The organism is Streptomyces sp. DH10 (genome assembly GCF_029813805.1).
In the GTDB taxonomy this organism is placed as follows: domain Bacteria; phylum Actinomycetota; class Actinomycetes; order Streptomycetales; family Streptomycetaceae; genus Streptomyces; species Streptomyces coeruleofuscus.
The window spans coordinates 16,650-40,066 of record NZ_JARVKU010000042.1 but is presented as its reverse complement, the minus strand read 5'-3'; the positions used below and the strand labels follow the sequence as shown (position 1 = coordinate 40,066).

Below are 23,417 nucleotides of genomic sequence, written 5' to 3'. Positions count from 1 at the left end.
CGGCGACCACCCCGGTGTGCGCGGCCAGCGTCGCCAGCTCCAGCTGGTGCGCCGCCTCCGCGAGCGCCGTCAGCGGCGCCACCTACGAGCTGACCTGCTGACCAGGTCGCTCCCCAGTCTGCCGGCAATAGGCCGGTAGTGACTGTCGGCCGATGAGCCGGCAGTGACCGCATGGAGAGGGAGTCCCCATGGAGAAGACCACCGCGATCATGGAGCTGATGGCCGGTTACGAGGCCTACAGCGATGTGCGTGAGCTGAATGTGACGGCTGCCGCCGAGGCGCCCGCCACCTCGCCCGCCTGCATCGCCAGCGCCACCGCCAGCTACGTCGCCAGCCAGTTCTCGGCGAAGACGATCGCCGGCGGCTGCTGATTGTGGCATGCCGGCCGACCGGCCGCAGAACGTCTTCCGTTCACCGCGGCCGGTCGCCCGGCGGTCTTCCCCTCCCCCTCCCCCTGCGAACGATCAACCCCGTTCACCCGCACACCAGATGGGAACCGACCGATGGCCCACCAATCGGACCCCGGAGATCTGCTGAAGATGGCGGACCTCCTGACACCCGCCGCGATCCGTGCCGCGGCCACCCTCCGCGTGGCGGACCATCTCGGCGCCGGCACGAGCGATGTGGCGAAGCTGGCGGAACTCACCGGCACCCGCCCGGACCTTCTGGAGCTGCTGCTGCGTCACCTTCGGTCGCAGGGGGTGCTCACGTGCGACGACGCCGGGGCGTACAGCGTCACCGAACTCGGCGAGAGGCTGCGCGAGGACCATCCGGAGAGCCTGCGGGGCCACTTGGCCATGGACGGCCTGTACGGACGGGCCGACCTCGCGCTGGTGAACCTCCTGCACACGGTGCGCACCGGGGAACCGGCTTACGAGATCTTCGGTCGCGGCTACTGGGAGACCGTCAACGAGGACCCCGACTTCGTCGAGGCACTGGAACAGAGCGACACCGGCCCGCAGCTCGGCTGGGGAGCCGAGCTGATCTGCGACAGCTACGACTGGAGTCGCGTCGGCCGGGTCGTCGACGTGGGCGGCCACACCGGCGCGATCCTGATGGAACTACTGCGCCAAAAGCCTCACTTGAAGGGCACGCTGGTTGATCTGAAGAACGTCGCCGAGGTCGCCGGACGCAGGTTCGCAGCCGCGGGGCTCGCGAACCGGGCCGAGGCGGTGGTGGGCAGCTTCTTCGAACCGCTGCCCGCGGGCGGCGACGTCTACCTCCTGTCGGCGGTCCTCGCCGACTGGCCCGACGAGCGGGCCACGGCGATTCTGCGCCGCTGCGCCGAGGCGACGGGACCCGACGGGAAGGTGCTGCTGGCCGAGGTGAACATGCGCGTCCCGCGCGCGGCACCCGAGTCGGCGGCCCTTGAGCTGTGGCTCCGCGCCACGATGCCGGCTCCCGTGCGCAGCGTCGAACAGCTGAAGGCGCTGGGCGCCGCCGCCGGTCTCCGCCTGACCTGGGAGGGCCCGGCGACACCCGTCCGCTCGATCCTGGAGTTCTCGCCGTGCTGACCTTCGACGCCGTCGACAAGAGTTTCGGCGGCCGGCGAGTCCTCGACGCTCTCACCTTCGACGTGCGCCCCGGTGAGATCTTCGGGTTCTGCGGCGCCAACGGCGCCGGCAAGACCACCGCGATGCGGATCGCGCTCGGCGTGCTGGAAGCGGACTCCGGCTCTGTCCGCTTCAACGGCGCCGAGGTCGACGCGCACTCCCGGCGGCGCTTTGGATACATGCCGGAGGAACGGGGCCTCTACGCCAAGATGACCCCCCTCGACCAGCTGGTCCACTTCGCGCGGCTGAGCGGCATCCCGCGCCGGGAGGCCGCACGGCGGGCCGCCGAGTGGCTCGAGCGGCTGGGCGTGGTGGCCGGTCCCAAGGACGCCCTGGAGAAGCTGTCCCTCGGCAACCAGCAGAAGGTCCAGCTGATCGCCGCCCTGATCCACGACCCGGCCGTACTGGTCCTCGACGAACCGTTCTCGGGACTGGACCCGGTGGCCGTGGACGCCATGGCGGAGGTGCTGCTGCAGTCCGCCCGCGAAGGAGTGCCGGTCGTCTTCTCCAGCCACCAGCTGGAACTGGTGGAACGGCTGTGCGACCGGGTCGGGATCCTGCGCGGCGGACGTCTGGTCGCCGAGGGCACCGTGGGCGAGCTGCGTCGCGCCGCCGATCCCGGCCGGCCGCGTCTTTCGGTGACGGACGTACCCCCGCGGTGGGCCGACGCCCTCCAGGGCGCCCGGGTGCTGGCCGAGGAGGACGGCGTCATCACCCTGGAGCTGGAGTCCGACCGTGCGGCGCAGGCCGCCCTGGCCGCGGCGCAGTCCGCGGGCCGGGTGGAGTCCTTCGGCCGGCACGAGCCCGCACTGGCCGACATCTTCCGGGAGGCGGTGGCATGAACCGCGACCGGCGTACGGACCTGGCGCTCATCAGGATCGTCGCAGCCCGTGAGGTCACCCGGCAGCTGCACAACAAGGCCTTCTGGGCATCGGTGATCGTGACCGCCGTGATGCTGTGCCTGTCGTTCTCGCTGACCGATGTACTCAAGGGCGACGGGGAGAGCCCTCCGGCCGTGGGCGTGGTCGGTGAGGGGAGCACGGTCGCCGCGGCGCTGCGCCCCCAGGTCACGGTCGAGCAGTACACGGACACCGGCGCCGCCCGGACGGCCCTGCGGGACGAGGCGGTCGATGCCGTGGTGCTGCCGGACGGCGGCGTACTTGTCCTGCGGAACCTGCCGGCCGAGCTGGGCCGTACGATCCAGCAGGCCCAGCAGACGGCCGATCAGGTCGACCGGCTCAAGGAGCTCGGCGCGGCGCGGGAGGAGACCGAGCGGGCGATCGCACCGCCGGCGCTCAGGGTCAGCGCCCTCGACGCGGACGCCGGCGTCGTCCAGGAACGGACGATGACCGCGGGGATCGGGGTGTTCCTGCTCTTCACCCTGATGCTCATATCGGGGCTGGGCATCGCCCAGGGAGTCGCCGAGGAGAAGTCCAGCCGCATCGTCGAGGTGCTGCTGGCGAAGGTCCGGGCCTGGCACCTGCTCGCCGGCAAGATCGTCGGTCTGGGTGCGGCCGCGCTGGTGCAGATCATGCTGATGATGACGGCCGCGCTGACGGCGGCCATCGGCTTCGGAGTGCTGAAGGCCCCGCTGAACGCCGTCGGTACCGCCGCCAACCTGCTGCTGTGGTTCGTACCGGGCTACGTCCTGTTCGTGACCCTCTACGCGGTGGCCGGTGCGCTGGTCTCCCGCCAGGAGGACGTCAACCACGTCATCGGGCCGGTGAACATGCTGCAGATGCTGAGCCTGGCGGGCCCTGTGCTGGCGGTGCGGCCCGCGCCGGACGACGCGCTGCTGACCGTCGTCTCGATGACACCCGGCCTGTCCTGGGCCGCGATGCCGATGCGCATGGCGGTCACCGAGGTGCCGTGGTGGCAGGCGTTCGCCGCCTTCGCGCTGATGTTGCTGGCGATCGCCGCACTGGTGAGGTTCGGCGGCCGGATCTACCGCGGCGGACTGCTCAGGTACGGCGGCATCGTCAAGGTCGGAGAGGCTCTGCGCGGTGCAGCGCACTGAAAGTCCCGTTCAGGAGGGGGAGTTGGGCACGATGAAGGCAACGACGAGCACGGACGCCGAGGAGTCGCAGCAACTGCGTGTCCTGCGTGAACTGACCCGTGGCAGGGCGGCGCAGACCTGCGCCGTCGCCCTGCTCGCGCTGTTTTCCGCGGCGGCCACGCTGGCCCTGCCGATGGTGGTGGGCAGACTGCTGGCCGTCATCCAGCGCGGCGACAGTCCGACCTGGTGGGTCGTGGCGATGGTCGGGGCAGGTCTGGGTTCGGCCGCCGCCGGGGCACTGGCCGCCTATCTGCTGGGGCTGATGGGCCGGGAACTCATCCGCGGACTGCGCGTGCGCACCATGCGGCACACCCTGGACCTGCGGCTGCAGGACAGCCGGACCGAGGGGTCCGGCAATCTCGTGGCACGGCTGACCGCGGACGCGGCCATGGTCAAGAACCTGGTCGACATCGGCCCCATCCAGCTGCCGATGGCCGGCATCACGGTACTGGGCACGCTGGTCATCATGGGCCTGCTCGACTGGGTCCTGCTGTCGATCACGGTGCTGGCCTTCGTGGTGGCCGTGGGGCTCATCGCCCTGGTCGTCAGGGGCCTGCGCCGCCGGTACACGGCCGTCCAGGGTGAGATCGGGGCGCTCGCGCAGCACTTCATCGCCGCCCTGGACTCGCTGACCATCATCAAGGCCTACCGGGCCGAGAGGATCGTCGGCGACCGGCTCGCCGCTCGCGCCGACAAGGTGGCGCGGCTGGAGACCGGCGCGGCCCGGATGGAATCCCTGATGATCCCGATCATCAACCTCGGTCAGCAGATCGCCCTGGTCAGCGTGGTCATCGGTGGCGGCAGCCGCATGCTCGACGGCCATCTGCCGCTGGCCGACTTCATCTCCTTTCTGCTGTACCTGCTGCAGCTCACCGCACCGCTGATCATGGCGGCGTCCGGTGTGAGCGGTCTGCAGATGGGACTGGTGGCCCGCAAGCGGTTCGAAGCGCTGTTCGCCCTGCCGACGGAGACGGCGGCACGGGCCGCCACGGTACCGCCGGGGCGCGTCCCCCCGTCCCCCGAGGACGACGCCCCCATGGCCGTACGCTTCGAGGACGTCGTGTTCGCCTACGACGGTCACCCGGTGCTGCGGAACGTGGATCTGACGGTCCCGTCGCACGGTCTCACCGCCCTGGTCGGACTCTCCGGATCGGGCAAGACCACGGCCCTGGGCCTGGTCGAAGGCTTCATGGAGCCGGACTCGGGGCGCATCGAGGTGCTGGGCCGTCCCCTGACGGACTGGCCGCTGGACGAACTGCGTTCCCGGATCGCCTACGTCGACCAGTCCAGCACCCTGCTGCAGGACACCGTCCGGGAGAACCTGCTGCTCGGCCGGACGGACGAGCCGTCCGACGCGGACCTGATGGCGGCCCTTGACCGGGTCGGCCTGGCGGAGGAGATCCGGCGGCTGCCCCAGGGACTGGACACGGTCCTGGGAGGCGCGGCCGATCTCTCCGGCGGCCAGCGCCAGCGGCTCGCACTGGCCCGAGCGGTACTGGCCGACGCCCGGCTGGTGCTCCTCGACGAGCCCTCCTCGCACCTGGACTCCGTGAACGAACGGAAACTGCGGGACGTGGTGGACGAACTGGCCGCCGACCGCGCCGTGCTGGTCGTCGCCCACCGCATCTCCACGGTCCAGCACGCCGACCGCGTGATCGTGCTGGACGCCGGCCGGGTGGTGGACCAGGGCACGCATCTGAACCTCCTCGACCGGTGTCCCGACTACGCCGACCTGGTGAGCGGACAGGTTCTCAGCACCGTCTCCCGATGACCGCGGCCAGGAGCCGACCGTACGACCAGGCCAGGAGCCGTCCCATGACCGACCGGACCGACAGCGTGTACTCCGTACTCATGCCCTTCGCGCCGCCGCGGCCCGAGCAGATCCTGCCGTTCGCCGCGCTCACCCAGTGGAGCGGCGCGTACCGCCTGTGGCAGGGCCAGGCCATGCTCAACCAGCCGCACCAGGCCTTCGCCTACGCCGCCGCGTCCGGCTTCCGGGTTCCGGTGGGACTCGGCGTGACGCTCATGCCGTTCACCCACCCCTACGAGGCGGCGCTCCAGGCCCAGTCGCTGGCGGCGGCGACCGGGCACCCCGTGGTGGCGGGCTTCGGACCGGGCGCGGCGGTGCTCCAGCGCAGCATGTGCGGAGCCCCCTACCGCAGCCCGCTCGCCGCGTCACGCGAGTACCTCACCGCCGTGCGCGGCCTGCTCGACGGCGAGTCGGTCGAGCAGGACGGCACGTACTTCACCTGCCACGGGAAACTGCTCCCCGTGCCGCGCCCGCCCATCGAGGTGGGCCTGGGTGTGCTGCGTCCCGGGATGGCACGGCTGGCGGGCGAGGTGGCCGACACGGCCATCACCTGGCTCACCCCCGCCGCCTATCTGCGCGACACCATCGTGCCCGCGCTGCGCGAGGGTGCCGAGGCGGCGGGACGCCCGGTCCCGCGCCTGGTCTCCATCGTGCCCGTGGCCCTGGCGGAAGCGGACCGCGACCCGGCGGCCCTGGCGCTGGCGAGCAACATCGGCCACCTCCGGCTGCCGCACTACGTCGACATGCTCCGCCGCTCCGGCATCCACGCCGACACCTCCGATCCGGCTGCGGGCGCGGCCGCACTGGTCGAGGGGCGGGCCTTCCTCTACGGGGAGCCCAAGGTGCTCGCCGAGGAGTTCGGGGCGTACCGGGAGGCGGGGGTCGACGAGATCGTGCTCAACGTGACCGGTGTGAACGGCATGTACGGCAGCCGGACCGCGCTGCGGGAGCTGGAGACCGTCCTCGCCGAGGTGACGTCATGACGCACAGCCGCCTTCCGGGGACTGCGGTGCCGGACGCGCAGGCGCCCGAGCTGCGCGTCGAGCGGCTGCTGGTGGTCACCGCCGGTTCCGCCTTCGCCACCGGGATGCCGTACTGGATCGACTGGCTGCGCCTGTCCTACCCGGAGCTGGCCGTCAAGATGGTGCTCACCGCCAGCGCTCGGCGGTTCGTCACCCGTCAGGCGCTGGCCGGGCGGCTGCACCGGCACGGCGAGGTGCTGTTCGACGAGTGGCCCGAGGACGAGGGAACGGCCCGGCATGTCGAACTGGCCGAGTGGGCCCAGGCGGTCGTCGTCTATCCCGCGACCTTCCACTTCACCGCCCGGCTGGCGCTGGGGCTGGCCGACTCGCCCGCACTGCTGGCCTGTCACTGCACCCGGGCCCCGGTCGCGGTCGCCCCGGCCCTGCCGCCCGGCGGGCTGGAGAGCGCCGCTTTCCAGACGCACTGGGCCGCGCTGACCGCCCGCCCCAACGTCGTCCTCGTCCCGCCCCACCCAGGCATCAGCATGACAACCGGTCGTGCCGACGCCTGGGTCCCACCCCTGTTGCCGGAGGTCATAGGCATGTTGGAGAAGCGCCGCGCCCAGTTGGAGGCGGGCCGTCCGGACCGGGATCCCAGGACCCCGGGTGAGTTCGTCGCTGATCTGGTCCACCCATGAGCGAGCCGCGAACGGTCGCGGAGACGACCTCACAGGACCAAGGCCCGCACCAGGACGTTCCGGAGGCCTCCGCGGTCGCCGAGTACGGCACCGATCTGCTGCGCACGTCCGTGCGCGCCGTGCCCGGTGGCCACGAGTGGACCAGGGCGCCCGGCCCGTCGGCACCCGAGCCGTTCCGGCCCGTCACCGGTCCGGCGGGCCGTGCGGCGGTGGTGGGCGGCGACGGCGCGGCCTTCCTGACGGTGGGCCGGCCGGTCGGCGAAGGCAGGCTCTACACGGTCGAGGGCGGGGAGTCGGTCGCGAACCGGCTGCTGTCCGCGGGGCCGTCGCCGCGGTTGCGGGAGCCGCTGCGCGGGCTCGGTCTGGCGTTGCGGCGGCTGCACGACGGTGGGCCTCCGCCGGTGGCGGAGCGGCTCGGCCCGCCCCGGGGCCTGGTACGTCTGGACACCTGGCTGGACGGGCGGGCGCCGGTCCCCCGCGCCGCGTACGTCGGTGCCCAACTGCGGACGCGGCTGGGACCGCGACGCTGGTCCCGTGCCGTCGACTGGAGCCGCGGCATCACCGAGGACACCGACGTGACCCTGGTGCACGGGGCTCCCGGACTCGGCTCGCTGGTCGCCGGGAGCGGCGTGGGCCCGGACGCCCTGTTGACGGGCGAGGACCTGGCCGTGGCCCCCTGGTACTTCGACCTGGGCTGGGTTCTGGGTGAACTGATCGAGCTGAGATGGCAGTTGGGCGGGGACCAGGAGGACTGGCAGCTGTTGCTGGAGGCGCTCTTCGACGGCTACGGCCGGGACCTCGGCGACGAGTGGAGCCGGGCGGCGGCCCTGCGGATCCTGCTGCACGTCCACGACATCGCCGCCTACGTCGGCTGGCACACCGCGGGGTTCGACCACTACGCGACCTTCCTGACGTTCCTTCTCGATCTGTGACCGGCGCGGCCCGCCGCCCAGCGGGCCGCGCCGACTCCCGGACCCTCGACCCCACTCCTTGACCACGAACGGGAGACGTACCCTCATGAGCACCTACTGTCCGCGGCCCGGGCTGCACAGGTTCACGCTGCCGAACGGGCTGCGGGTGGTGCTGGACAGCCGCTTCCCGCAGCCGAGGGTGGCGGTCGCCGTGCACTACGGCACCGGTTTCCGGTCCGAGCCCCCGGGCCGTGAGGGGTTCGCCCACCTCTTCGAGCACCTGATGTTCCGGGGGAGCGCCAGCCTTCCCGACGGCCGCTTCTACGACCACGTGCATCGTTTCGGCGCCCGGGCCAATGGCACCACGCACCAGGACTACACCGACTACTACCAGGTGGTTCCGGCCCAGGCGCTGGAGCGGGCGCTGTTCGCCGAGGCGGACCGGATGCGGGCTCCGCTGTTCACCGAGACCGCGCTGGCCGAGCAACTGCGCGGCGTGGAGCTGGAGATCCAGCAGGCCGTGCACGGCAGGCCGTACGGCGGCTTCCCCTGGCCGCTGCTGCCCGGAGTGCTGTTCGGGACCTTCGCGAACGCGCACGACGGTTACGGCGACGCCGAGCGGCTGCGCACCGTCACGGTGGCGGACTGCGAGGAGTTCTTCGACGCCCACTACGCTCCCGGCAACGCCGTGCTGACCGTCGTCGGCGGCGCCGACCCCGAGGGGATCCGGCACCTGGTGGAGCGGCACTTCGCCGGCATACCCGCTCGTGGCACGGCACCCGCGCCCGTCCTGGCCGAGCCTCGCCCGGGCGAGGAACGGTGGTCGGAGTGCACCGAGCCGGGGGTCACGGCAACCGCGCTGGCCATGGGGCACCGGCTGCCCGACCCGGGAACGGATCTGCCGGGCTATCTGGCGCATGCCGTGCTGGCCCGGCTCACCGCAGAGCAGGGGCCGGTGGCGCCCGGACTGCCCGCAGTCGGGACGAGCTGCGGTTTCTTCGGCCCGCTGGACGCCAGGGACCCCGACGCCCTGGTGGTCACCGCGCTGCTGCCGCCGGACGCCGGTCCCAGGGAGGTGGCGGCCGCGATCACCCGTCGCTGGGCCGGCTGGGCCGAGCTGCCTCCGGCGGAGGCGATACGGCGCACCGTACGGCTGATGGCGGGTGAGCATCACCGCGGGCAAGGGGACCTGGAGACCCGGTGCCGTGCCTTGGGCCGTCTGGAGATCCTCTTCGGACGGGCCGACCTCCTCGACCGGATCCCGGACCACCTCGCGGCCATCGGGCCGGCCGAGATCGCGACGGCCGCCCGTGGACTGGCGGCCACGCCCGCGACGGTCCTGGTCATGCGCCCGGGCAGCACCCGGACCCGGCCGGAGCCGCAGTTCGGCGACACCGGAACCGGCGGTGCGGACACGGCCGGCTCCGGCCGTGTCGCCCGGGCGCGCGCGGAAGCCCGCGCCATCCCGCCGTACGGGCGGCCCGCGGCCCCCCTCCGATGGCAGCTGGACGACCTGGTCCTGGACAACGGGCTGCGTGTGGTCGCTCTCGCCGACCGCCGGGCACCGGCCGTCGAGGTACGGCTTCGGCTGCCGCTGGGCGTTCTCGGCGGATGGGACGCCCCTGCGGCCGAGTCCCTGCTGCGCCGCGGCCTGGCCGACACCCGGGCCGGCGAGCGTGCGGCGGGTCTGGGCGGCGTCATGGAGGGGTCCGTGGACGGGCAGTGGATGGACGTCACGGGTTGCGTTCCACCGGAGGAGCTGTCGGGCTGGCTGGCCGCCCTGGCGGAACTCCTTAGCGCACTAGGGGAGTTGCTGCGGGAGGCGGCGTCGGAGCCGTCGCTGCCGGGTACGGGCCGTACCGTTCGTCCGACGGCCGGACGCCTCATGGACGACGCGGTATTGCGCCACTGGCTGGCGGACGAGACGCCGGGGAACGCGTCGTCGAGGGGGGCCCTGGAGGGCGGCGTGCTCGTCCTCAACGGGGACATCGCCCCGGACCGTGCCCTCGCGCAAGCGCGCGAGGCGCTCGCCCGCCCGAAGTTCACCGGTTTCACCCCGCTCCCCCGTACGGGCGGCGTCCCGAGGCGGACCGCGGGCGGCCGGCTGCTGATGCTGCGGTCACCCGCCGAACGCGAAGTCCATCTCACCTTCTGCGCACCGGAGCCGGCGGCCCCGGCGGAAGATGCCGAGGCGACCGAGGCGGCACGCTATCTGGCGACAGCGGTGTTCGGCGGCTTCTTCGGCTCCCGGCTGGCCGCCCGGATGCGTGGCGTGACGGCCGCGGGCTTCGAGGTGTACGCGGGACGGGACGTCCTGCTGGACACCGCCCGGGTCTTCGTCCGGGCGCGGGTGGCGCCCCACCTGGCCGGGGAGACTCTCGCCGGGGTGCGTGCGGAACTGCGCCGGGCGGGTGAGGAGCCGTTCACGGACGCGGAAGTGGCGGACGCCCGGGAGTTCTGCGCGGCCCAGGCGCTGGGTGCGTTCGACTCCCCGGCCACCCAGGCCGATCTGCTGCGCCAGCTGACGGCCGCGGGGCGAGACCCGCTGTGGTTGCCGCGCCTTCCGCGACTGCTGCAGGAGGTGCCCGGCGAGGCCGTGGCCCGGGCGGGCCGTGAGCTGTTCGCCACCGCCGTCATGGACACGGTCCTGCTCGGCGCCGACGCCCCGGACGAGTTCACGGAGCCGGGGGTGCTCCCCGGAGCACGGGCGGGAGCGTTCGCTCGGCGGTGACGCTGACGTACCACGCGACCGGGGTCGTGCCGTGCGGCCCCGCACCGCCCCCGTTGTACGACCCCGGTGTGCCGCCGAGGAGCACACCGGGGTCGTACGGTCTTCCCTCTCCCGCGCGACCACCGGGTTGCGCGGGAGTCCGGCTACTGCTTCGCCGGGTCGGCCAGTGCCGCGATGCGCCGCAGCTCTGCCAGGTGTCCGGCAAGAGCGGTGCGGCCCGTGTCGGTGAGGGCGAGCCAGGTGTGGGTCCGGGAGTTCATGGGTGCCTTCCTGACGGTGGCGTAGCCGGCCGCCTGCAGCACTTTCATCTGTTTGCTCAGGACGGAGTCGCTCACCCCCAGGGCGTCGCGCACCGCTGAGAACTCCATGGATTCCACCGCGGCGAGCATGGCGCAGATCTGCAGCCGGTGCGTCGGATGGATCACCTCGTCGAGGCCGGACGCGGTCATGGCCGGCGCAGGAGGTCGTGGCGCAGGGCGTCGTCGTTGCGCCTGCTGACGTAGATGGTGAAGGCCAGCGCCGCGAGGCCTGCCACCGACATGGCGCCCGCCAGGTCCGCGGCCAGCTTGAGGACCAGGCCCAGTCCGCCGAGAACGATGAGCATGATCAGGTACAGGCCGTTGAGCTGGCGGGTGCCGGGCGCGGACAGGGAGCGGTTGACGGAGACGCCTCGGGAACGGGCGACGGTCAGGGTGAGCGTGGCGGGCAGTAACACTCCGCCGACGAGAACCCCTGTGGGCACCATGCTTCCGCCGACATCGATCGAGAGGAAGGCGAGGCCGACGCCCAGGCCGAGCCCCGCGTGGTACCACCAGGGGGCGGCGGCGCGGTCCGCGACCGCGGCACGGGCGGCGGCGGCGCTGTCGAGGGCGGCACGGGCGTCGGCAGGTCCTTCGGGGGTGATGTTTTCCATGTTGGAAAGTCTACCCCGACTTTCCAACATGGCAAGTCCCTCGGCGGGGTCAGATCCAGCCCCGCTCGCGGGCCAGAAGCACGGCCTGCGGACGGCTCGCGGCGTTGAGGACGCGCAGGATGCTGGCCACGTAGCGACGGTAGGTGCGTACCGAGACACCCAGGTCCCGGGCTCCGATCTCGTCCTTCGTGCCGCGGCACATGGCTTCCAGGACCTGCTGTTCCTCGTCGGGGAGCCGGTCTCCCTCGTCCTCCGCGCTGAAGGACATCAGATCCACGGCGTCGGACCAGATCTTGTCGAAGAGGTCCACCATGTTGGCCACCAGGCCGGCCTCGTTCGCCACCAGCGCCCCGCGTGAGCTGTCGGCCGGGTCGATGGGCGTCAGTGCCGTGTGGCGGTCGTAGACGAGGATGTGCGCGGAGATCTCCTCCGCCACGCGGATCTCGGCACCGAGCGAGGCGAGTTCGCGCAGGTACTCGAAGGTCAGGGGGTCTTCGACCGTCTTGCTCAGAACGACGTTCTTGATCCGTACGCCCCTTCTGATGCATCGCAGGTCCAGGGGTCTGGAGTGCTGGATGTTCTCGGGAGTCAGGGCGGTGTAGGGCTCGGCCGAGAGGATCTCCTCGCGGGCGAAGAAGGCCAGGGCGTCGATCCTGCTGCGTATGGAGTCCAGGTTCTCGATCTTCTCGACGACCGGCGCCGGGGCCGGTGCGCGTTCCTGTTCGGCGCGGAGCGAGGCGACCAGGTGCCGGGCCTGGGTGACGGCGCGCATTTCGTCATGCAGTTGTCTCAGTCGCAGGTCGGCCAGAGTGTCCACGACCAGTTCGGGATTCCCGGGCAGATATCCCCCGTCCCGGCCTTCCCCCAGAACGGCCAGTGCGGTGAGCCGCCCCAGCGCCGCCCGGACTTCCTCGGGGCAGACTTCCAGCAGCAGATGGATTTCGTCAGACGTCGTTCCGGGATTTCTCAGGAAGTGCCGGTAGAGGCGTTCCTCCAGCTCCGACAGCCCGAGTACGGACGCTGCACCCAGAGTCAAGTCACTACCCCCGTGTCTCACTTACGGCGGCCTGGCTCCCGGTCAAGGAGCGACGGCCACCATGACAAACGCAGCGATCCTAGTTGACGCTGTCATGCGCGACGGCAGCAGGCGACATCATTTCTTGACATAGAGGTCCATGAAGGGGGAGAAGGGCGCCACCCGTACGCAGATGTATGCGCTCCACTTGCCCTCCGCGATGCCGTTTCTCCCCGCCTTTTCGCAGGCAGCGTCCATACCGAAGAACGAATCGTCGCGAACGAAGCCTTCGGGGGGCGTCCAGGCGCCGGCCACCGGCTGCTGCTCTGAGCCGGTGGTGCTGCCACCCGACGCGGCGTATGCCTCCGGGGCGCCCAGGGCGAGCATGGCAGCAAGCACCATTCCGGGCACTGCTTTCTGTATCACACGAGTCATGGCAGGTTCCTTCTCTTTCAGTCGCGACCGTGACAACCACGGACATACGGGCTTCCAGGTCATTTCTTCACGTACAGCACCTGGTGGAGGAGAAGAAGGTCCGCGCCTCGGTATTCCTGGCGGCACACGTAGGCGGTCCAGCGTCCTTCCTTGATGCCCTTTTCTCCTTCAGACTTGCAGTACTCCGGTGTGGCCATCCATGCGGCTTCGTAGACGTATCCCTGTGGCGCGTTCGAGCCTTCGGGAAGCTGCTGGGCGGGGCCGCAGTCAGTGAAGGGGGTGGCAGTGTCGCGACAGACCTTGATGAGAGGTCTGCCGGTGTATTCGCGATGGACCGGCACTGTTTCGGAGCCGCAGCTTGTCGCTACCTTTGTGATTGGCCCAGGGAAGGCGCCGACCATGAACTGGATCGCCAGCGAGTAGCATCCCGGGCCGGAGTTTCGAAGCTCCCCGGTCATCGCGCTCTTGCCTTCAGTGGGGCCAATCAAGCCAGAGGCCTGTGCGGTTCCGTGCGCTACCGACCACTCGGCCGTGGCTCTCTCGGCAGCTGCCGTGGTCGTCCGTGGGAAGGCGTCATCCTGCGCGGCCGCAGCCGTGGCTGAGGCGGATACGGTGATCAGAGCGCTGAGGGTAGCCGCCGCGGCGATCCAGGTTCGCTTGCTCATCAGTGTTTCTCCGTTGACGGGAGCGTCATATTGCTGGGTGGACCGTTCATGGGATCGCGGAACAGATTCAACTTGGAAAGGTCCTTGCCCACTTGGCCCAGGGCAAAGAAAAGTCCGCGGAAGGCGTTCTCAGATGTGTCGGCAGTTGCCATGTGTGGTGGCCACACACAGAGACGCCACAGTGACGCCGGCCAAATCTGAGTCCCCCTCGAATCGATGGAATGCACCGAGGGGTGACACGTGCGTGCGGTCGACACGCTCTCCCCCGGTGTGCGGTCAGAGATTCACATAACCGATCGCATTCGCACAAGAACCAGCAGCTGTGGCCGAACGCTTTGGCCGAACAGTAACCGTGGCATGGCTGGAGATCGTCCAAACCGCACTTGACCTGCCGGGCTGGATGCCGATGCTCTCCCTGACCGGCACCGCCCGGCTCCGGCACGGCTCGACGGGACGCCGCCGGCTGATCACCGGACCCGTCGGACACGGACTACGGTGACTCCCCGCCTCCGTCGGCCTCGAACTGGATGCCGCTCGGTTCCGGCGGCTCCGCCGCTCTCGCCGGTCCCGCGTTCGCCGCGAGCAGTAGGGTCGCGACAGCGACGACGGCGGCGGCGAAGCCTCGGGCATACCGCTCGGCGGTGCGTGTGCGTTCGAGCACGGCGACCTCGCAACAGGGGCGGCGACTACGACAGCGGCGTATTAAGCGCGTTTAACTCTCGGTTTAACCTAGGGGCTGTCCGAGCCGAACGGCAAGAGGGGCAGGGGGAGTTGGGGTGGGGGAGCGTGACGATCCGGGGACCATCGGGCGCCGGGTGCAGCGGTTGCGGGTCGAGCGAGGGCTGACGCAGCGGCAGTTGGCGGAGCCCGTGTACACCCCCGCCTATGTCTCCACCCTGGAGTCGGGCCGGGTGCGGCCCTCCGACGACGCCCTGCGGCATCTCGCCGGGCGGCTCGGTGTCGCCTTCGACGAGCTCGCCACCGGGCGTTCGGCCCGGCTCGTGACCGAGTTGCGGCTGCGGCTCACCGAGGCGCAGCGCGTCTTCGCCGTCGGTGAGGCCGAGGCGGCGGCGGAGCAGTACGCCGAGCTGCTCGTCGAGGCCGAGACGCAGGAGCTGGCCGGGGAGCAGGCCGCCGCGCTGCTCGGGCTCGGCGAGTGCGCCCTGGAGACGGGCGAGCTCGTGGCCGGCCGGCAGTACTTCGAGCGGGCCGAGGCCTGTCTCGCCGGCGCGCCGCTGCCCGCACGGGTGCCGGCGCTGCGCGGGCGGGCCGTCGCGCACTATCTCGCCGGGGAACTCCGCTACGCCGTCTACCTGCTGGAGACCACCCTCGACGAGCTGAATCGCGGTGGCCTGCACGACCCGGACGCCCTGCTGCTGCTCTACGCCAGCGCCATCGGGCCCTACATGGACATGGGCGCGCACGCCCGCGCCGCCCAGGCCGCCGAGTTCGCCCTGGCACTCGCCCCGCAGTCCGGCGACCCGGCCCTGGTCGCGCGCATGCACCGGTCCGTCGCCCGCACCCTGGTCGCCGAGGGCCGCCTCGCCGAGGCCGACGCCTCGCTGGCCAAGGCGGCCGAGCTGTACCGGGGCCTCCAGATCCGCACCGAACTCGCCAACTGCCACTGGATGCGCGGCTACGTCTACGCCCAGGACGGACAGCTGGAGCGGGCGGAGGCCGAGTTGCGGGAGGCCCTCGGCATGCTGTCGGCCAAGCGCGCCGCCCTCTACAGCAGCCAGGTCGCCGTCGAACTGGCCGACGTGCTCCACCGGCGCGGGCAGTCCGAGGAGGCGGCGGCCCTGCTGCACGGCGTCCTCGACGACCTGTCCCCCGAGCGCGGCGCCGTCCACTCCGCCGCCGCGCACCGCCTCCTCGGCATCATCGCCGAGGACGCCCGCCGCACGGAGGACGCCGAGGAGCACTACGTCCGCGCCCTGAGCCTGCTGGAGCGGGCGGGCGCGGCCGGCGACCTGGCCGACCTGTGCCGCCTGCTCGGCGACCTGCTGCGCCGCACCGGACGGGTGGAGGCGGCCCTGGACGCCTACCGGACGGGTCTCGGGCACCGTACGGCCCCCGGCACCACCACCCTCGGGCCCGCGCCCGCGCAGCCTCCCCTGTGAGGGCGCAGGGGCCTCACACGCTCGTGCGGGTTAGCCTCCTCGCGGGACGCGGACGACCGGGGCGGGGCACGTGGAGAACCAACGGACAGTGGCCGACGGCATACGGCTGGGCCTGCGGGCCCTCGTGTACGCCGTCCTCGGGGGCGCCGCGCTGATCGCCATCGGGACGGTCGTGTCGGTGCTCGGGCCGATGCTGGCGCTCGATCTCTACACGCCACCCGTCGCGGCCTGGTGGACGGTGTTCACCGCGATCACCGTCCAGGGCGTGCCCTTCCTGCTGCTGGGCACGGTCGTGTCGGCGGCGATCGGCGCGTTCGTGCCGGAGCGGGTCTTCCAGCGGTTGCTGCCCCGCCGCACGGTGTTCGCCGTGCCGGTCGCGGGGGCGGCGGGGGTCGTCCTGCCCGGCTGCGAGTGCGCGTCCGTGCCGGTGGCGGGCAGCCTGATGCGGCGGGGTGTCGCCCCGGCGGCCGCCCTCGCCTTCCTGCTGTCCGCGCCCGCGATCAACCCCGTCGTCCTGGTGGCGACCTCCGTCGCCTTCCCGGGGCAGCCGGAGATGGTCCTCGGCCGGCTGGTCGCCTCGCTCGGCACGGCCGTGGTGATGGGGTGGCTGTGGGCGCGGTTCGGGCGGGAGGAGTGGCTGCGGCCGCCGAAGCGCGGCACCGCGCACGAGCCGGGCGGCGGGCCGCGTGCCTTCGTCTCCGGCCTCCAGCACGACTTCCTGCACGCCGGCGGTTTCCTCGTGGTCGGCGCGGCCGCCGCGGCGACCTTCGGCATCGTCGTACCGACGTCGGTGCTGGAGGTGTTCACCGGCTCGGCCTGGCTGTCGGTGCTGCTCCTGGCCGTACTGGCGGTCGTGCTGTGCGTGTGCAGTGAGGCCGACGCGTTCGTGGCGGCGTCGCTGAGCGGCTTCTCGCCCACCGCGCGGCTGGCGTTCATGGTGGTCGGGCCGATGGTCGACCTGAAGCTGATCGCGCTCCAGACGGGCACGTTCGGCAGGTCCTTCGCGCTGCGGTTCTCCTCCGTGACCTGGCTGGTGGCCGTCGCGAGCAGCGTCCTGGTGGGGTGGTGGCTGCTGTGAGGCGTTACGGACCGGCCGTGCTGCTCGCCCTCGTGGGAGCGGCGGTCCTGCGGGTGTCGCTCTTCAGCGACCTGTATCTGCGGTACGTGCAGGTCGGGCTGCGGCCGTATCTGGTGGTGTCGGGGGTGGTGCTGGTACTGCTCGCGGTGGTGGTGGCGGTGCTGGTGCGGACGGAGGGTGAGCAGGAGGACTCGGAGAAGCCGGAGGACCCGGAGAGCTCCGAGGACCCGGAGGATCTTTACTCCCACCTCGGCCACACCCACGGCCCCGCCGGACCCCGCGTCGCCTGGTTCCTCACTCTTCCCGCCCTGGCCCTGCTGCTGTTCCCGCCACCCGCCCTCGGCTCCTACAGCGCGGAGCGCGAGGCCGACCGGCGTGCGGCCCGGGGCGTCGGAACCTTCCCGGCCCTGCCGCCCGGGAACCCGCTCGACCTCGCCCTCGGCGACTTCGGCTCCCGGGCGGTCTACGACAGAGGCCGCTCCCTGAAGGGACGCACGGTCCGGCTCACCGGCTTCGTCACCCGCGACGCCGACGGCACCTGGTACGTCACCCGCCTCCTCGTCTCCTGCTGCGCCGCCGACGCCACCACCGCCAAGGCCGAGGTACGCGGCTCCGGCGCCCCGCCCGTCGACACCTGGGTCACGGTCACCGGCACCTGGCGCCCGGAAGGCGAGCTGGGCTCGGACGCCGCCTGGCCGCCGGTCCTCGACGCCACCTCCGTACGGCGGGTGCGGCAGCCGGACAACCCGTACGAGAAGCGCTGAGGGCAGGACCTGCGGCGACGGGCCTCCGCAGGGTTTCGCCCCACCCGCGACGGGTAGTCGGGGCACCATTCGGGAGGGCTCGGAGGCCGCCGCAGACCGGTCGCCCGGGCGGGCGGCGCTCGCCGGCCCGTCCAGCAGCCGGCGGGGTCAGGCCCGGAAGAGCGTCGATGGTGAAGGCCGGTGATCGAAGGAGGCGGTGGTCGTGCGGCCCAGGGATGATCCCCCAGGTGCCCCAGGCGACGACCCCGGTCCGCGCACAGGCGGCGGTGACCTGGACCTGGACGGGATCCGGGCCGCCGATGTGATCGCCAGGGGCGTGCGCGGCGCCGAGCCCGGGGAGGTCCCGGGACGGCTGTGCGAGGTGGCGGTCGAGCTGCTGCCGGTGGACGGCGCGAGCGTGTCACTGCGCAGTGAGGGCATGCCCGTCCAGCTGAGCGCGAGCAGCGCGCAAGCCGCGCACCTGGCGCAGATCCAGGCGACGCTGGGCGACGGCCCCTGCCAGAGCGCGGTGCGGGACGGGGCGCCCGTGCTCGCCTGCGATCTGACGACCGGACGTGACGCGGGCCGCTGGCCGGTCTTCGCCCAGCAGGCGACGGAGGCCGGGGTACGGGCGGTGTACGCGGTGCCGCTGGGCAGCGACTCGGTGTGCGTGGGCACCCTCGACCTGTACCGCGACAGCCCCGGCGGGCTCACCGACCGGCAACTGCACGTGGCCCGGCTCGTGGCCGGTGTCATGACGGTGGCCCTGATGGCACTGCCGCGCGAGGCCGACGCCGAGTGGCGGGACGAGGAGACCTGGCTGAGCGGACTGGGCGCGGACCACGAGGAGGTCTACCAGGCCGTCGGCATGATCATGGCGCAGCTCGGCATCAGCGCCGACGACGCGCTGGCACGGCTGAGGGCGGACGCCTTCGCACGCGGCTGCACGGCCCTCGACGCGGCCCGCGACGTGATCGCCCACCGCAGGCGTTTCGACCCGTACTGAGTGGGACCCGGCCGGCGCCGGTCAGATCCGTGCCTCGCCCTGCTTCCTGATCTCGGCCAGGCGTTGCGCCCCGAGTTCCGCGGCCTGCTGCGTGACCTCCTCGTACACCTCGTCGAGGCCGGCGTTGGTGAGCGTGATCGTCTCCTCGCCGACCCGCACGGCCGCGAGGTCCATCGTCAGGTACGTCAGCTCCCCGTCCTCCGTCTCGCCGGCCAGGGTGACCCGCAGGGCCTGGCGGGCGTCCCCCACCGGCGGCAGCGGCATGTCACCGACCTGGACGGACTGGACGCCGCCGCGCGTGGTCGCGGCCGTGAACTCGCCGCACTTCCCCGGCAGCGACTCCAGCCAGGCCAGGGCGCGGTCGGCGTCCGCCGGGGGATGGGCGGCGACGTGGTAGCGCAACTGGGCGTCGGTGTCGGCGTCGTCGAACGCGGCCGTCGCCCGCGGGCCGGCCGGGGTGCCGAAGAGTTCCTCCGTGTAGAGGACGTCGAGCAGCCGCTGGCAGTCAGGATCCTCCGTGGTCGCCTTGAGCAGCCCGTCGCGCCAGGTCCTGGCACCCTGCGTCGGTCCCCACGGCTCCCCCAGATCGACCGCGGTGATCAGCGCCGCCTGCGCCTGGGCCTCGGTGAGGCCGGCCCCGGAGCGTGCGGGCCGCTCGCCGGCGGGCGACGCGCCGGTGGGGGAGGCGGAGGCGGAGAACCACCGTGGCCGCGACTCGTCCTGGAGGGAACAGGCGGCCGTGGTGAGCAGGGCCGTCACCGACAGCGCGGTGGCGAGGAGGGCGCGGGCACCTGGGCCGCGTCGGCCGGCCGGGGGCTGGGGCATCGGAGGGCCTCCTGCGGGAAGTTCATGGAGGTGCCTCGGGACGGGGCGGGCTCTCCAAGATCGGGTACGTGCTCTTACGGCACCACCGCGACGGGCGGCACACCAGTGCGACGGGCTGTTCGGGTGAGGGGCACACGGGCGGCCGGTGCCGGCCATAAAGCCGTCGCCCCGCGCACCGCCCTCCTGTTACGGTCCCGCCCATGAAGCGCGCCAAGCCGTTCCCGTCTCTCACGACGACGCCGGAGAGTGTCCCGGCGCGCTGACAGCTGACGCAGATGTCCGAAGCCCCGGGGCGAGTGCCCCGGGGCTTTGCCGTGGTGGGGGTACCACCCGGCTCGAGCGGAGCCGAGAGCTGGGGGAGCCCGCCTCAAGACCCGAGGAGCCCGCCATGCGCGACCACAAGCACGACCACCGACGGCTCGGTCGTGAACTGAACCTCTTCGACACCGATCCGCTGATGGGCGCGGGGCTGCCGTACTGGCTGCCCGACGGCGCGATCGTGCGGCACACCCTGGAGGAGTACGTCCGCGAGGCGGAACAGCGGGCCGGCTACCGGCACGTGTACTCGCCCGTCCTCGGCAAACGCGAGCTGTACGAGATCTCCGGGCACTGGAACCACTACAGCGAGGACATGTTCCCGCCGATGGACCTCGGCTCGGAGCAGGTTCTGCTCCGCCCGAGCCTGTGCCCGCACCACGCCCTGATCTACCGCTCCCGCTCCCGCAGCTACCGCGAACTGCCCCTCCGCATGGCGGAGCTGGGCGGCATGTACCGCTCGGAGCTGTCCGGCGTCCTCGGCGGCCTGACCCGGGTACGGGCCATCACCCTCAACGACGCGCACATCTTCTGCACCCTGGAGCAGGCCGTCGAGGAGGCGCGTGCCGCGCTGGAGCTGATCGGCCGGGCCTACGCGGACCTGGGCATCCGCGCGGCCCGCCACCGTCTCTCCCTGCCCGGCGAGGGCGGCAAGTACGTGGCGGACCCGGACCTGTGGCGGCGGGCCACCGCCCTGCTGCGCGAAGTCCTGGACGGCTCGGGCATCCCCTACGAGGCCGCCGAGGGCGAGGCGGCCTTCTACGGCCCGAAGATCGACGTGCAGATCGCCGACCCCGCCGGGCGGGAGGCCACCCTCTCCACCGTCCAGATCGACTTCCACCAGCCCGAACGCTTCGACCTGCACTACATCGGCCCCGACGGGGCGAAGCACCGCCCGGTCATGGTGCACCGCAGCGTCATCGGCAGCGTGGAACGCGCGGTCGCCCACCTCGTCGAGGCCCACGGTGGAGCCTTCCCGCCCTGGCTGGCCCCCGTACAGCTGGTGGTGCTCCCGGTGGGCGACGACCAGGCGGGCCACGCCCACGAACTCGTCCGCCGCGCCCGCGAACTCGGCCTGCGCGCCGAGGTGTCCGGCCCCGGCCAGGGCACCCTCGCCGCCCGTGTCCGCGCCGCTCGACCGGCCCCGTACCAGGCGGTGATCGGCGGCCGGGAGGCCGAAGCGGACCAGGTGGCGCCGCGCCTGCGGGACGGGCGGCGGCCGGCCGCACTGCCCGCCGCCGAGTTCCTGCGGCGTATCGCGGACCGGGTGGCGGCCCGTGGCAGCGAGTTGTGGGAGGCGGCGTAGGAGCGGGTGCGCGGCCCTCGTCCGTCCGGCCGGCCGGGGGCCCGTCCCGGATGCGGAGTCGGCGCAGGCCGTAGGGTCGCTCGTGCGGAGCCCGGTCCGGGCCCCGCGCTCGGACAGTGGAAGGAGCCACCGCCGTGACCGACGGTCAGCGTATTCCGGTGATCATCGACTGCGACACCGGCGTCGACGACGCCCTCGCCCTGCTGTTCGCCGTACGGCACCCGGCACTCGACGTGCGGGCGATCACCTGCGTGGCCGGGAACACGGACGTGGACGGCGTGGTCCGCAACACCCTGACCGTGCTGGAGGTGGCCGGTGCCGGTGACATCCCCGTCGCCCGGGGTGCCGAGCGTCCGCTGATCGAGCCCGTGCGGACGGCACGGCATGTGCACGGGCAGGACGGGATGGGCGATCTGGGGCTGCCCGCGCCGACCCGCGTGCCCGTCGACGTGGACGCGGTGACGCTGCTGCGTCGCGAGATCCTCGCCTCGCCGAGGCCGGTCACGCTGATTCCCATGGCGCCTCTGACGAACATCGCGCTGCTGCTGCGGACGCACCCCGAGGTGACCCGCAACATCGAGCGGATCGTGTTCATGGGCGGCGCGGTGGCGACCGGGAACGCCACGCCGGTCGCGGAGTTCAACGTGTGGCACGACCCGGAGGCCGCCGCGGTCCTGCTCACCGCGGGTGTGCCGATCACGATGTACGGCCTGGACGTGTTCAAGAGGGTTCTGGTGCCCGCGGGGGAGGTGCAGCGGCTGCGGTCGAGCGCGGAGCCGAGCCTGCGGATGGCCGGTGAGCTGCTCGCCCACCGGGACCCGGCCACGTCGGGCGATCCCACGCCCATGGGCGGCCTCGGTGACGCGGGTGCGGTCTGCGCGGTCGTCGACCCGAAGGGCCTGACCACCGAGCGCCTGCCGGTCGAGGTCGTCCTGGCGCCGGGGCCCGCGCGCGGCCAGACGATCGTCGACCGCCGGCCACGGCTCGGGGAGTCCGAGATCCACGAGGGCATGCGCGAGCAGCCGCTGGTGGAGGTGGCGTTGGACGTGGACGTGGAGCGGTACGTGAACCTGTACCTGGAGACCGTGTAGCGCTGCCCGTTCGAATACGGCCCTGACGGGTCCCTGGTGGGACCCGTCAGGGCCGTTTCTCTCGGACGGGTGCCGCCCTGGGGGTACCTCCCAGGCCCTTAAGGCACTGGGGGAGGCACGACCGCCCGCGACTAAGCGGCGTTGCGCTTCGCCGCGCGGCGGCGGGTGGTGAGGACGATGGCCGCGCCGCCCGCGAGGAGCGCTGCCGCGCCGATGGCGATCGGGCCCGTGCTGCTGTTGGCGCCCGTTTCGGCGAGGTCGCCACCGCCGCCGTTCGGCTTGGGGGCCGGGGGCGTCGTCGACTCGGAGGCGGACGGGGTGGGCGTGTCCGTTTCCGTGGCGGGGGGCGTCGAGGGCTCGGCGGGCTCCGACGGGGTGGCCGGCGGCGTGGTCTCCTCGGTCGGCTCCGAGGGGGTGGCCGGGGGCGTCGAGCTCGCCGGGGGCTCCGCCGGCGGGGGCGTCGTCGTGCAGTCCTTCGTGCCGCCGTTCCAGGCCGCGATCAGCTTGTCCTTGATGACCGGACGGTCCGGGCCCTTGGGCAGCTCGCCGTGCTCGAAGCCGTCCTTCGCCTCGAGGTCGCCGTCGAACTTGACCGCGCCCCGGTAGAGGTCGATCTGCCCGAAGCAGCCCTTGTCCGGGATGGCGATGTCGAGCGAGTCGGTGCCGCCCGGCTTGACCGTGACCGTGTCGAAGTCGACGAACACCTGCTCGCCGGAGGTCTCGAAGGTCGCACCGTGCGCGAGGTAGGAGGCCAGGGAGGCCGTGCACGTCGTCGCGTCACCGGCCGTGCGGACCTTGATGTGGACCTTGCCGTCCTCGGTCGGCTTCAGGTTCTGGTCGTCGACCTTCACCGAGTCGAAGAAGTTCACACCGTCGAGCGAGAACTGGCAGCGGTCGGTCACGGTCTCCGTGCCCGCGCCGGTCCCGGGCTTGTAGGTGCCGCCGGACGACCAGCCGTCACCACCGGGCGTCCCGGTGGCGAACGCGGTGGTGGCGGATGCGGCGCAGAGGGCGAGGGCCGCGGCGCCCGTCCCCAGCAGGCGGCGCGCGGTGACACGTCTCGCTATGGACATAGGGGTATCCCGTTTCTTGGCGTGTGCCTGAACCCGGGTGACGGCAAGCGGGCAGCGCGCGGCGCACGGCTGCCGGGGGCCACACCGGGGTGAGTGGTCTGAGAAACACTG

At 72.2% G+C, this 23,417-nt stretch carries 24 protein-coding genes; 16 read left to right on the top strand and 8 right to left on the bottom strand.

Annotated elements, in window-relative coordinates:
* The first annotated feature begins 188 nt into the window (after positions 1–188).
* From QC385_RS42705 to QC385_RS42665, 9 genes are all read left to right on the top strand, one after another.
* Positions 189–371 (top strand): LxmA leader domain family RiPP, encoded by a 183-nt coding sequence (locus tag QC385_RS42705; RefSeq protein ID WP_190198378.1) that lies wholly within the window; start codon positions 189–191, stop codon positions 369–371.
* A 132-nt stretch (positions 372–503) separates the two neighbouring features.
* Complete coding sequence (locus tag QC385_RS42700; RefSeq protein ID WP_279546807.1) at positions 504–1,514, top strand: methyltransferase; 1,011 nt, start codon at positions 504–506, stop codon at positions 1,512–1,514.
* Entirely contained in the window at positions 1,508–2,395 is an 888-nt protein-coding gene (locus tag QC385_RS42695; protein ID WP_279546806.1) for an ABC transporter ATP-binding protein, read from the top strand. The genes QC385_RS42700 and QC385_RS42695 overlap by 7 nt, the downstream gene beginning before the upstream one ends.
* Entirely contained in the window at positions 2,392–3,570 is a 1,179-nt protein-coding gene (locus tag QC385_RS42690; RefSeq protein ID WP_279546805.1) for an ABC transporter permease, read from the top strand. The genes QC385_RS42695 and QC385_RS42690 overlap by 4 nt, the downstream gene beginning before the upstream one ends.
* A gap of 31 nt (positions 3,571–3,601) precedes the next feature.
* Entirely contained in the window at positions 3,602–5,380 is a 1,779-nt protein-coding gene (locus tag QC385_RS42685) for an ABC transporter ATP-binding protein (protein WP_279546804.1), read from the top strand.
* Positions 5,381–5,424: 44 nt separating this feature from the next.
* Positions 5,425–6,402: an LLM class flavin-dependent oxidoreductase gene (locus QC385_RS42680; RefSeq protein WP_279546803.1), complete on the top strand. Its 978-nt coding sequence runs from the start codon at positions 5,425–5,427 to the stop codon at positions 6,400–6,402.
* Positions 6,399–7,079, top strand: coding sequence for a flavoprotein (locus QC385_RS42675; protein ID WP_279546802.1), 681 nt, complete (start codon positions 6,399–6,401; stop codon positions 7,077–7,079). The genes QC385_RS42680 and QC385_RS42675 overlap by 4 nt, the downstream gene beginning before the upstream one ends.
* Positions 7,076–8,011, top strand: a complete 936-nt coding sequence (locus tag QC385_RS42670) for a hypothetical protein (protein WP_279546801.1) — start codon at positions 7,076–7,078, stop codon at positions 8,009–8,011. The genes QC385_RS42675 and QC385_RS42670 overlap by 4 nt, the downstream gene beginning before the upstream one ends.
* 85 nt (positions 8,012–8,096) lie before the next feature.
* Positions 8,097–10,721 (top strand): M16 family metallopeptidase, encoded by a 2,625-nt coding sequence (locus tag QC385_RS42665; RefSeq protein WP_279546800.1) that lies wholly within the window; start codon positions 8,097–8,099, stop codon positions 10,719–10,721.
* Between the two features lie 143 nt (positions 10,722–10,864).
* On the opposite strand, the gene QC385_RS42660 is transcribed toward QC385_RS42665, so the two are convergent.
* The 5 genes from QC385_RS42660 to QC385_RS42640 all read right to left on the bottom strand — a co-directional run bounded on the left by QC385_RS42660 (position 10,865) and on the right by QC385_RS42640 (position 13,749).
* Positions 10,865–11,170: a transcriptional regulator gene (locus QC385_RS42660; protein ID WP_279546799.1), complete on the bottom strand. Its 306-nt coding sequence runs from the start codon at positions 11,168–11,170 to the stop codon at positions 10,865–10,867.
* On the bottom strand, positions 11,167–11,634 hold the full coding sequence (locus QC385_RS42655; protein ID WP_279546798.1) for a hypothetical protein: 468 nt from the start codon (positions 11,632–11,634) through the stop codon (positions 11,167–11,169). The genes QC385_RS42660 and QC385_RS42655 overlap by 4 nt, the downstream gene beginning before the upstream one ends.
* A gap of 49 nt (positions 11,635–11,683) precedes the next feature.
* On the bottom strand, positions 11,684–12,664 hold the full coding sequence (locus tag QC385_RS42650; protein ID WP_279546808.1) for a helix-turn-helix transcriptional regulator: 981 nt from the start codon (positions 12,662–12,664) through the stop codon (positions 11,684–11,686).
* Positions 12,665–12,787: 123 nt separating this feature from the next.
* Entirely contained in the window at positions 12,788–13,084 is a 297-nt protein-coding gene (locus tag QC385_RS42645; RefSeq protein ID WP_279546797.1) for a hypothetical protein, read from the bottom strand.
* A gap of 59 nt (positions 13,085–13,143) precedes the next feature.
* Entirely contained in the window at positions 13,144–13,749 is a 606-nt protein-coding gene (locus tag QC385_RS42640) for a hypothetical protein (RefSeq protein WP_279546796.1), read from the bottom strand.
* Between the two features lie 352 nt (positions 13,750–14,101).
* On the opposite strand from QC385_RS42640, the gene QC385_RS42635 reads away from it, so the two are divergent.
* Positions 14,102–14,248 carry a hypothetical protein gene (locus tag QC385_RS42635; RefSeq protein WP_279546809.1) on the top strand — a complete coding sequence of 49 codons (147 nt, stop codon included), beginning with the start codon at positions 14,102–14,104 and terminating at the stop codon, positions 14,246–14,248.
* Here the strand turns inward: QC385_RS42635 and QC385_RS42630 are convergent.
* Positions 14,240–14,410: a hypothetical protein gene (locus QC385_RS42630; RefSeq protein ID WP_279546795.1), complete on the bottom strand. Its 171-nt coding sequence runs from the start codon at positions 14,408–14,410 to the stop codon at positions 14,240–14,242. The genes QC385_RS42635 and QC385_RS42630 overlap by 9 nt on opposite strands.
* Before the next feature lie 115 nt (positions 14,411–14,525).
* Between QC385_RS42630 and QC385_RS42625 the strand changes: the two genes are divergently transcribed.
* The 4 genes from QC385_RS42625 (at position 14,526) to QC385_RS42610 (ending at position 18,696) form a co-directional block, all read left to right on the top strand.
* A complete protein-coding gene (locus QC385_RS42625; RefSeq protein WP_279546794.1) occupies positions 14,526–15,869 on the top strand; it encodes a helix-turn-helix domain-containing protein in 1,344 nt (447 codons plus the stop codon).
* 88 nt (positions 15,870–15,957) lie between these two features.
* Positions 15,958–16,947, top strand: coding sequence for a permease (locus QC385_RS42620; RefSeq protein ID WP_279546793.1), 990 nt, complete (start codon positions 15,958–15,960; stop codon positions 16,945–16,947).
* Entirely contained in the window at positions 16,944–17,711 is a 768-nt protein-coding gene (locus QC385_RS42615) for a TIGR03943 family putative permease subunit (RefSeq protein ID WP_279546792.1), read from the top strand. The genes QC385_RS42620 and QC385_RS42615 overlap by 4 nt, the downstream gene beginning before the upstream one ends.
* A gap of 196 nt (positions 17,712–17,907) precedes the next feature.
* Complete coding sequence (locus QC385_RS42610; RefSeq protein WP_279546791.1) at positions 17,908–18,696, top strand: GAF and ANTAR domain-containing protein; 789 nt, start codon at positions 17,908–17,910, stop codon at positions 18,694–18,696.
* A gap of 21 nt (positions 18,697–18,717) precedes the next feature.
* Here QC385_RS42610 and QC385_RS42605 read toward each other — a convergent pair whose 3' ends face one another.
* Positions 18,718–19,521 (bottom strand): hypothetical protein, encoded by an 804-nt coding sequence (locus tag QC385_RS42605; protein WP_279546790.1) that lies wholly within the window; start codon positions 19,519–19,521, stop codon positions 18,718–18,720.
* A gap of 388 nt (positions 19,522–19,909) precedes the next feature.
* Between QC385_RS42605 and thrS the strand changes: the two genes are divergently transcribed.
* On the top strand, positions 19,910–21,142 hold the full coding sequence (gene thrS / locus QC385_RS42600) for a threonine--tRNA ligase (protein ID WP_279546789.1): 1,233 nt from the start codon (positions 19,910–19,912) through the stop codon (positions 21,140–21,142).
* A gap of 134 nt (positions 21,143–21,276) precedes the next feature.
* Entirely contained in the window at positions 21,277–22,233 is a 957-nt protein-coding gene (locus tag QC385_RS42595) for a nucleoside hydrolase (RefSeq protein WP_279546788.1), read from the top strand.
* 131 nt (positions 22,234–22,364) lie between these two features.
* Here QC385_RS42595 and QC385_RS42590 read toward each other — a convergent pair whose 3' ends face one another.
* Positions 22,365–23,306, bottom strand: a complete 942-nt coding sequence (locus tag QC385_RS42590) for an LAETG motif-containing sortase-dependent surface protein (RefSeq protein WP_279546787.1) — start codon at positions 23,304–23,306, stop codon at positions 22,365–22,367.
* Between the last annotated feature and the right edge of the window lie 111 nt (positions 23,307–23,417).

Bases quoted from the DNA above. Each gene is read 5' to 3' on its own strand.
- QC385_RS42705 (WP_190198378.1), top strand. From the start codon at position 189: ATGGAGAAGACCACCGCGATCATGGAGCTGATGGCCGGTTACGAGGCC.
- QC385_RS42700 (WP_279546807.1), top strand. From the start codon at position 504: ATGGCCCACCAATCGGACCCCGGAGATCTGCTGAAGATGGCGGACCTC.
- QC385_RS42690 (WP_279546805.1), top strand. From the start codon at position 2,392: ATGAACCGCGACCGGCGTACGGACCTGGCGCTCATCAGGATCGTCGCA.
- QC385_RS42685 (WP_279546804.1), top strand. From the start codon at position 3,602: ATGAAGGCAACGACGAGCACGGACGCCGAGGAGTCGCAGCAACTGCGT.
- QC385_RS42680 (WP_279546803.1), top strand. From the start codon at position 5,425: ATGACCGACCGGACCGACAGCGTGTACTCCGTACTCATGCCCTTCGCG.
- QC385_RS42675 (WP_279546802.1), top strand. From the start codon at position 6,399: ATGACGCACAGCCGCCTTCCGGGGACTGCGGTGCCGGACGCGCAGGCG.
- QC385_RS42670 (WP_279546801.1), top strand. From the start codon at position 7,076: ATGAGCGAGCCGCGAACGGTCGCGGAGACGACCTCACAGGACCAAGGC.
- QC385_RS42665 (WP_279546800.1), top strand. From the start codon at position 8,097: ATGAGCACCTACTGTCCGCGGCCCGGGCTGCACAGGTTCACGCTGCCG.
- QC385_RS42660 (WP_279546799.1), bottom strand. From the start codon at position 11,170: ATGACCGCGTCCGGCCTCGACGAGGTGATCCATCCGACGCACCGGCTG.
- QC385_RS42655 (WP_279546798.1), bottom strand. From the start codon at position 11,634: ATGGAAAACATCACCCCCGAAGGACCTGCCGACGCCCGTGCCGCCCTC.
- QC385_RS42645 (WP_279546797.1), bottom strand. From the start codon at position 13,084: ATGACTCGTGTGATACAGAAAGCAGTGCCCGGAATGGTGCTTGCTGCC.
- QC385_RS42640 (WP_279546796.1), bottom strand. From the start codon at position 13,749: ATGAGCAAGCGAACCTGGATCGCCGCGGCGGCTACCCTCAGCGCTCTG.
- QC385_RS42605 (WP_279546790.1), bottom strand. From the start codon at position 19,521: ATGCCCCAGCCCCCGGCCGGCCGACGCGGCCCAGGTGCCCGCGCCCTC.
- thrS (WP_279546789.1), top strand. From the start codon at position 19,910: ATGCGCGACCACAAGCACGACCACCGACGGCTCGGTCGTGAACTGAAC.
- QC385_RS42590 (WP_279546787.1), bottom strand. From the start codon at position 23,306: ATGTCCATAGCGAGACGTGTCACCGCGCGCCGCCTGCTGGGGACGGGC.